The sequence below is a fragment of the uncultured Sphingorhabdus sp. genome (genome assembly GCF_937872355.1).
Lineage (GTDB): Bacteria > Pseudomonadota > Alphaproteobacteria > Sphingomonadales > Sphingomonadaceae > Sphingorhabdus_B.
In genome coordinates this window covers 36,907-44,879 of record NZ_CALMSV010000228.1, presented here as the reverse complement: position 1 = coordinate 44,879, position 7,973 = coordinate 36,907, and the positions used below count along the sequence as shown (strand labels likewise).

At 58.4% G+C, this 7,973-nt stretch carries 10 protein-coding genes and 1 pseudogene; 5 read left to right on the top strand and 6 right to left on the bottom strand.

The window, feature by feature from the left end; genetic code table 11:
- The 6 genes and pseudogenes from Q0239_RS15245 to coxB all read right to left on the bottom strand — a co-directional run.
- Window positions 1-184 (bottom strand): annotated as a pseudogene (locus Q0239_RS15245) (cytochrome c oxidase subunit 3); the annotation flags it as partial.
- 40 nt (window positions 185-224) lie between these two features.
- A complete protein-coding gene (locus Q0239_RS15240; protein ID WP_298604444.1) occupies window positions 225-788 on the bottom strand; it encodes a cytochrome c oxidase assembly protein in 564 nt (187 codons plus the stop codon).
- Entirely contained in the window at window positions 785-961 is a 177-nt protein-coding gene (locus tag Q0239_RS15235) for a hypothetical protein (protein ID WP_298604441.1), read from the bottom strand. The genes Q0239_RS15240 and Q0239_RS15235 overlap by 4 nt, the downstream gene beginning before the upstream one ends.
- The gene (gene cyoE / locus Q0239_RS15230) at window positions 958-1,863 is read right to left on the bottom strand and encodes a heme o synthase (protein ID WP_298604438.1); all 906 of its coding nucleotides are present in this window, start codon (window positions 1,861-1,863) and stop codon (window positions 958-960) included. The genes Q0239_RS15235 and cyoE overlap by 4 nt, the downstream gene beginning before the upstream one ends.
- 60 nt (window positions 1,864-1,923) lie before the next feature.
- A complete protein-coding gene (gene ctaD, locus Q0239_RS15225) occupies window positions 1,924-3,588 on the bottom strand; it encodes a cytochrome c oxidase subunit I (RefSeq protein WP_298604435.1) in 1,665 nt (554 codons plus the stop codon).
- A gap of 17 nt (window positions 3,589-3,605) precedes the next feature.
- Entirely contained in the window at window positions 3,606-4,709 is a 1,104-nt protein-coding gene (coxB, locus tag Q0239_RS15220) for a cytochrome c oxidase subunit II (protein WP_298604432.1), read from the bottom strand.
- 216 nt (window positions 4,710-4,925) lie between these two features.
- Here coxB and pyrE point away from each other — a divergent pair, with 216 nt between their 5' ends.
- The 5 genes from pyrE to Q0239_RS15195 are packed head-to-tail and all read left to right on the top strand — an operon-like array spanning window position 4,926 to window position 7,890.
- A complete protein-coding gene (pyrE, locus tag Q0239_RS15215) occupies window positions 4,926-5,507 on the top strand; it encodes an orotate phosphoribosyltransferase (RefSeq protein WP_298604430.1) in 582 nt (193 codons plus the stop codon).
- Between the two features lie 2 nt (window positions 5,508-5,509).
- A complete protein-coding gene (locus Q0239_RS15210) occupies window positions 5,510-6,250 on the top strand; it encodes a pyridoxine 5'-phosphate synthase (RefSeq protein ID WP_298604427.1) in 741 nt (246 codons plus the stop codon).
- Window positions 6,247-6,657: a holo-ACP synthase gene (acpS, locus tag Q0239_RS15205; RefSeq protein ID WP_298604425.1), complete on the top strand. Its 411-nt coding sequence runs from the start codon at window positions 6,247-6,249 to the stop codon at window positions 6,655-6,657. Before Q0239_RS15210 ends, acpS begins: the two co-directional genes overlap by 4 nt.
- Window positions 6,654-7,604, top strand: a complete 951-nt coding sequence (gene lepB, locus Q0239_RS15200) for a signal peptidase I (protein WP_298604423.1) — start codon at window positions 6,654-6,656, stop codon at window positions 7,602-7,604. The genes acpS and lepB overlap by 4 nt, the downstream gene beginning before the upstream one ends.
- A gap of 16 nt (window positions 7,605-7,620) precedes the next feature.
- Window positions 7,621-7,890, top strand: a complete 270-nt coding sequence (locus tag Q0239_RS15195; RefSeq protein WP_298604420.1) for a hypothetical protein — start codon at window positions 7,621-7,623, stop codon at window positions 7,888-7,890.
- Window positions 7,891-7,973 lie beyond the last annotated feature (83 nt).

Genomic DNA, 7,973 nt, shown 5'->3' with positions numbered 1-7,973 from the left:
TCCAGAAAGTGTAGAGCACGCCAATCAGGCCCGCGCCGAACACGAGGCTCCCATAACTGCCCAGTACCTTCGGCGGGAACATCATCACCATGCCGAAAAACATGGTAAGTGCCGCAAACGAGCCGACCAGCGGCGTGATGCTCGGCGGAAGAATATGATAATCGTGGTTCTTGGCACCGGCCATGGCTTGCTTCCCTATTCCCTAACCTGTTTCAGTTTTGCCCTTAGCTTCCCTTATCCGCGTCGTCCACGGGGTAGAAGGTATAGCTGAGCGTAATTTCTTCGATATCTTTGGTATCCGGATCGGTCATGATCTTCGGATCAACATAATAGAGCACGGGCATCCGCACGCGCTGCTTCGGCTGCAGGGTCTGCTCGGTGAAGCAGAAGCATTGCACCTTGTTGAAATATTTGCCGGCCTGCGCCGGGCTGACGTTAAAGGTTGCCATCCCTTTGATGGGCTGGTCCGACAGATTTTCAGCGATGAACACCGACAGGTCACGCGCGCCGATACTGACGGTATCGGTCGGGCGTTCGGGTTTGAACTCCCATGGCAGACCGCGCTGGTTGGCATCGAAGCGGACGACGATGGTCTGGTTGCTCACCGGGATCGTCGCGGCCTGTGCTTCGCTGACCCGCATCGTGGTGCCGCCGAAACCCGTGACCTGACAGAAGATACGATAGAGCGGCACGGCGGCGAAACCCACCCCGACCATAGCCACGGCAAGGCCGCCAGCCAGCAGGCCGGTTTTCAAATTGGATTTCTGAGGCTGCGTCATCGCTGTCATCCCCACACCCCTACCTTGACGATAGTGATGGCAAAGAACAGGGCGCACAGGCCGAATAAAACGATTGCCATGACACGCGAACGCCCGGCCTGACGCGCACGTACCGCGCGGCTTTCTTCAAGACTGAGATCGCCGACTTTTTTCGGACCCATATCAAATTGCTGCTCACTCATACCAAAACCATCCGATCAAGCGCGAGTGCAGCGAAGGCGATGAAGAGGTAGAGGATCGAAAAAGCGAAGAGGCGCTTTTCTGCCTTCATCGCAGCTGCCTCGGTTGTTTCGCTGCGCCAGACCGCAAAAGCGAGACCGAGAAACAGCAGGTTCAGAACAATCGCGGTGGCGCCGTAGAGCGTGCCCGTCATTCCCAAAGCCCAGGGCGCTATCGCAACCGCCGCCAGCACAAAGCTGTAACCGAAGATCTGGTTGCGCGTCACCCGCTGGCCCGCGACATTGGGCAGCATTGGAATACCAGCGGCACCATAATCGGATTTCATGAACAGTGCGAGCGCCCAGAAATGCGGCGGCGTCCAGAAAAAGATCAGCGCGAACATCAACACTGGCAGCAGCGTCACATCGCCAGTTACCGCGGCCCAGCCGATCACCGGCGGGAATGCACCTGCCGCGCCACCGATAACAATATTCTGCGGCGTGTTAGGCTTTAGCCACATTGTGTAGACGACCGCGTAAAAGAAGATCGAAAAGGCCAAAACACCGGCCGACAGCCAGTTTACCGCAACGCCCATGATGCCGACCGAAAAGGCAGCAAGACCGATGCCGAATTGCAGCGCCGATTCACGCTCCATCCGGCCATCCGGCAAGGGGCGTCCAGCCGTGCGTTTCATCTTCGCGTCCATTTCGGCCTCATACCATTGGTTCAAAGCACCCGAAGCACCAGCACCCGTGGCAATGCAGAGGATTGCGGTAAAGGCGATGACAGGGTGGATGTCCCCCGGAGCAGCCAGCAATCCGCACAACGCTGTAAAGACGACAAGCGACATCACCCGGGGCTTGGTCAGCGCCCAGAAATCCCGCCAATCTGCGGGAAGACTGATGTTGTTAGTCGCGATTGTCATGTCTTTATTCCAAAAACCCGCCCTGCGGACTAGCCGGAGGGCGGGGCTTTGTTCCCGGTCTTACTTGATGACCGGAAGCGTTTCGAACTGGTGGAAGGGCGGCGGGCTCGACAATGTCCATTCGAGCGTGGTCGCCCCTTCACCCCAATAATTGCCTTCAGCCTTGCGGCCGGCCAGGAGTGACCAGAAGACGTTGATGAAGAAGATAATCACGCCAACGCCCATGATCGCATAGCCGAGCGACGCAATCTGGTTCCAGTGCGCGAAGGCATCGGGATAATCCGGATAGCGACGCGGCATGCCCTGCTGACCCAGGAAGTGCATCGGGAAGAACAGCAGGTTCACGCCGATGAAGAACACCCAGAAGTGCAGGTGACCGAGGAACTCGTTGAGCATGCGGCCAGACATCTTGCCGAACCAGTAGTAGAAACCGGCAAACAGCGCGAAGACGGCACCCAGCGAGAGCACATAGTGGAAGTGCGCGACCACATAATAGGTGTCGTGCAGGTTATCGTCGACACCACCATTGGCCAGGACAACACCAGTCACGCCACCGACGGTAAACATGAAGATGAAGCCCAAGGCCCAAACCATCGGCGTCTTGAAGGTAAGCGAGCCGCCCCACATGGTGGCGATCCAGCTGAAGATCTTGATGCCGGTCGGAACCGCGATAACCATCGTCGCGGCGGTAAAGTACATCTTCATCTCGACGCTCATGCCGATCGTGTACATGTGGTGTGCCCAGACGACGAAACCGACAACGCCGATTGCGACCATCGCATAGGCCATGCCGAGATAGCCGAAGACCGGCTTGCGGCTGAATGTTGCCACGATCTGGCTGACGATACCGAAGCCCGGCAGGATCATGATGTACACTTCGGGGTGACCGAAGAACCAGAAGAGGTGCTGGTAGAGGATCGGGTCACCACCGGCAGCGGCATCGAAGAAGGCACCGCCGAAGTTACGGTCAACCAACAGCATGGTGATCGCAGCAGCCAGAACGGGAAGCGCCAGCAACAGCAGGAAGGCGGTCACCAGCACCGACCACACGAACAACGGCATTTTGTGGATGGTCATCCCCGGTGCGCGCATGTTGAAGATGGTGGTGATGAAGTTGACAGCACCCAAGATGGACGCCGCGCCTGCAAGGTGGAGCGAGAAAATCGCCATGTCGACGGCAGGGCCAACCGATCCCGAAGTGGAGAGCGGTGCATAGACCGTCCAGCCAGTACCGGCACCAAGGCCGGTGCCACCGGGCACAAAAGTCGATCCCAGCAACATGATGAAGGCAACTGCGGTCAGCCAGAAACTGATATTGTTCATGCGCGGGAAGGCCATGTCAGGTGCGCCGATCATGATCGGCACGAACCAGTTGCCGAAACCGCCGATGATCGCGGGCATGACCATGAAGAACACCATGATCAGACCGTGCGCGGTAATCAGCACGTTCCACATATGATAGGCTTCGTCGAGCGAGGCTTCCTTGCCTGCCATCATCGAGGCCCAACCGCTCAGATACTGGATACCGGGTTCAGCAAGCTCAAGGCGCATCATGCCCGAAATCGCACCACCGATGATGCCCGCGGTAATCGCGAAGATCAGGTAGAGCGTACCGATATCTTTATGATTGGTCGACATGAACCAGCGGGCGAAAAAGCCCGGCTTGTGGTCCGCATCATGCGCATTGTCATGATGGTCGGCGGGATTTGCAGCAATCGTCGTCATCTTGGTCGACCTCTTTATTACTTGGCAGCCGGCGCCGGAGCGGCGGCAGGTGCAGTTGTAGTTGCAGCAGGTACGGCGGCGGCAGGTGCCCCAGCAGCAGGCGCTGCTTCAGCGGCCATGTCGCCCGGCATCTGGCCACCCTTGGCCTTTACCCATGCCGCGAATTTTTCAGGCGGAAGCGCCTCAACCACGATCGGCATATAAGCGTGGCGCGCACCGCACAGTTCCGAACACTGGCCAAAATACACACCAGGCTTCTCGATCGTCACAGCCTTTTCGTTGAGGCGGCCGGGGACGGCATCAAGCTTGAACCAGAGTGCGGGTACCGCAAAGCTGTGGATCACATCCGACGCGGTCGTTTGGATGCGGATCGGAACACCAGCGGGAACGACCATGCGGTTGTCGACCGCAAGCAGCTTCGGACCGTCATTTTCGGTGCGGAAGCGTTCGCCCGGCTTCGCAGCCGACTGTTCCTGCAACATGTTCGAGACGACTTCAAAGCCGCCATGGTCGGGATAGGTATAGCCCCAATACCATTGATAGCCGGTCACCTTGACGGTCACAGCTTCCTTCGGCGCAGGTTTGAATTGCTTCGCAACCAGGGTCAGCGACGGATAGGCGATGCCGAGCAGGATGAGAACGGGAACCAGCGTCCAAACGATCTCGATAAATGTGTTGTGCGTGGTTTTCGAAGGCGTCGGGTTGGCCGCACGGCGATAGCGGACGATAACCCAAAGCAGCAACGCGAGGACGAACAGCGAGATTACGGTAATCAGCGGCAGCAGGATCGAATTGTTCATCCACTTGGCATAATGGCCATTAGGGCTGAACTGCTCCTGGAAATCGACGCCGCGATCCTTGGGCATGCCGACATGATTTTCATAGTCGGGCTTCATCGGGGTGTAACCGGGCAGCGAGCCATCCATTGAGGCGGCCGCAGCAGGTGCCTCAGCAGCTTTTTCTTCGGCCGGAGCAGCCGTCGGAGCGGCCTGAACAGGGGCCGGAACCGCTTTCGCCTCTGCCGCAACCGGTGCGGGAGCGGGATTCGCCGCTTGCGCCGATACCATTGCGGGCAACAGCATCATGCCGCATGCCAAAACAAACTTTTTCATAATATTCATTACGTTAGCCCCGTAATCCTACCGCGGAGACCCCGCCCGAAACTGTTATATCGCTTTTATAAAACCGCGATTTGGCGCGGCTTATAGGCGCGCTTGGCACAAGCCTCAAGCAGCCTCAATACCAATTTTTGCATTTATTTGTGCGGTGAATCCACCTATTTGCATTGCAAATCGCGCATCACCGATTGCACGCCCATCAAGGACCTCTCCAAAATCATGACCGAAGACGAAATTCTCTCCGAGTTCCGCGCTGCCGAAGCTTTGCTGGAAGGGCATTTCCTGCTCTCCTCGGGGCGGCACAGCGCATATTATTTGCAATGCGCACGTTTGCTGATGAATCCGGAGCGCGCGAGCCGGGTGGCGGTGGCGATCGCACAGAAATTGCCGCGCGATATCCGCAGCCAAATCGACGTCGTGGTCTCGCCCGCGATGGGCGGCATTATAATAGGCCATGAAATGGGCCGCGCCCTTGGCGTCGACGCGCTGTTTGTCGAGCGCCCCGAAGGTGTGTTCGGCTTGCGTCGCGGTTTTGCCCTGAAGGAAGGGCAAAAGGTGCTGATGGTTGAGGATGTGGTCACTACCGGCCTTTCCTCGCGTGAAGCGATCAAGGCAATTGAAGATGCTGGCGGTCAGGTGATCGCGGCGGCATCGATCGTCGACCGCTCGGCTGGCGCCGTCGAACTGGGCGTGCCTTTCTTTCCGCTCATCGAACTCAACTTCCCTACCTATGCCCCCGATGAACTGCCGCCAGAGCTGGCCGCGACGGAAGCCGTCAAGCCGGGAAGCCGGAAAGCCTGAAGATGACAAGCCACCTTCGCCTTGGCGTCAATATCGATCATGTCGCGACTATCCGTAATGCGCGCGGCGGCGACCATCCGGATCCAGTGCGTGCTGCGGAGATTGTCGCGCGTGTTGGTGGCGACGGTATTACGGCGCATCTGCGCGAAGACCGACGACATATCCGCGACAGCGACCTTGCCCGCATTCAGGCCGCGACCAGCTTGCCACTTAATCTGGAAATGGCGGCAACCGAGGAGATGCTGGAGATAGCGCTGCGCCACAAACCGCATGCCGCCTGCATCGTGCCCGAACGGCGCGAGGAGCGCACGACCGAAGGCGGGCTCGACGCGGCGGGGCTGCACAACCAGCTGGCACCGATTGTATCGCGGCTTACCGATCCCGACATTCGCGTCAGCCTGTTTATCGAGCCCGACCCGCGCCAGATCGCGGCAGCCATGCGGCTGCGCGCGCCCGTGGTCGAACTGCATACCGGGCGCTACGCGCATCTCTGGCTTGATGGCGATACGGCAGGGATAGAAGCCGAACTCAAACGCATCGCCGACACCGCAGCGTTAGCCGCCAAAAATGGCATCGAGCCGCATGCCGGCCACGGGCTGACCTATGACAATGTCCAGCCCATCGCTGCAATCCCACAATTGGCCGAGCTCAACATCGGTCACTATCTGATCGGCGAGGCGATTTTCGACGGGCTGGAGAACGCCGTGCGCAAGATGCGCGAATTGATGGATGCAGCGCGGTGATCATCGGTCTCGGTTCCGATCTCTGCAATATCGAGCGCATCCAGAATTCGCTCGACCGTTTTGGGGAACGGTTCGAGAATCGCGTCTTCACCGAAATTGAACGCGGCAAGGCAGCCAAGCGTCCGTTTACCAAGGCAGGCACCTATGCCAAACGCTTCGCCGCGAAGGAGGCTTTCAGCAAGGCCGTCGGCACTGGGTTCAAGCGCGGGGTGTTCATGAAGGACATCGGCGTCGTCAACGCGCCATCAGGAGCCCCGACATTGGCGCTCACCGGCGGCGCGAAAGCACGGCTCGACGCGATGGTGCCAAATGGCTATGAGGCGCACATTCATCTGACGCTGACCGACGATCACCCTTGGGCGCAGGCCTTTGTGATCATCGAAGCGCTCCCGATTTCGAAAGCATGACTGTTTTGAATAGCGAACCTGTTACCACCGAAACCGAAGCCACCGCCGCACCTGTCGTCAAGCAAAGCTGGCTGCACACGCTGTGGGTCGAAATCAAGGGTCTGTTCTGGCTGTTGCTTGCGGTTCTCGCCTTTCACAGCTTCATCGCCAAGCCCTTCTACATCCCTTCCATCTCGATGATGCCGACGTTGTTGGTGGGTGACCGGTTGTTCGTTTCGAAATTTGCCTATGGCTGGAGCTTCGTTTCGCCGACCATCCCCAATCCTGTGGCACTTTTCCAGTGGCTGGTTTTGCGCGAGGAAGTCGATTCGCTCGCCTTCACCCTTCCCGAAAGCAAGGGCCGTGTCTGGGGTTCAACGCCCGAGCGTGGCGACGTTGTCATCCTGACGCCCGAAGGCAAGAACCAGGATTATATCAAACGCGTGATCGGCATGCCCGGCGACCTGTTCGAAATGCGCGGCGGGCAGGTTTACCTCAATGGCAAACCGATCAAGCAGGAAGCCCAACCGGTAAAGGATCTGCCGGTCGATGCCAACAACCCTTGCACCGAAATCGATTTCCCCGGTGCGTTGGTGCAGGAAGCCGACGGCAGCCTGCACTGTTATGTTACAATAGTGCGCGAAACACTGCCCAATGGCGTGAGCTATGACACGATCGACGCGCGGCGCGGATCGACCGACGATGTTGCGCCCATCCGCATTCCCAAAGGCCATTATTATCTGCTTGGAGATAATCGCGACAATAGCGCGGACAGCCGCGTCGATGCCCCCATCGGGCTTGGCGGCCCGGTGGCATGGGAACGAATCGGTGGCCGCGCGGAAATCATCACCTTCTCGCTCGACGGTTCGACCGGGCTCAGTCCGGCAAGCTGGTTCTCATCGTTCCGTAGTGGCCGTGCGGGCACCAGCCTGCGCCCCGATACAGCCGAACCATCGGCTGCAAAATGAGCATGGCTGGCGACAGATGTACCTGATCGTCGCCTTCCTGCTCGGCATCGCCAATTTCGCCATGCACAAGGCGGTGGTTGAATCGGGCCATCCTTTTGTCGAGGACACCAAGCTGTATTTCGGCAAGCATTTCGGACGGAACGGCAGCTATTTTCTGGAGTTCGGCATCCTCCTTGGCGCGATGCTATTTGCCTATTCCGATTCAGGGATAATCGTTGGCCTATATGCAGCCTACACCGCCTTCAATGCGATTGCAGCCTGGCTGCTGCTGTCGCGCCGCTTTTGAGCGTCGATGTAGTTTGTCCCAAATTATCAGTCGCTAATCGAACGCGGCTGTATCGAATACAATTGTAATCCTAACCCGTCTCC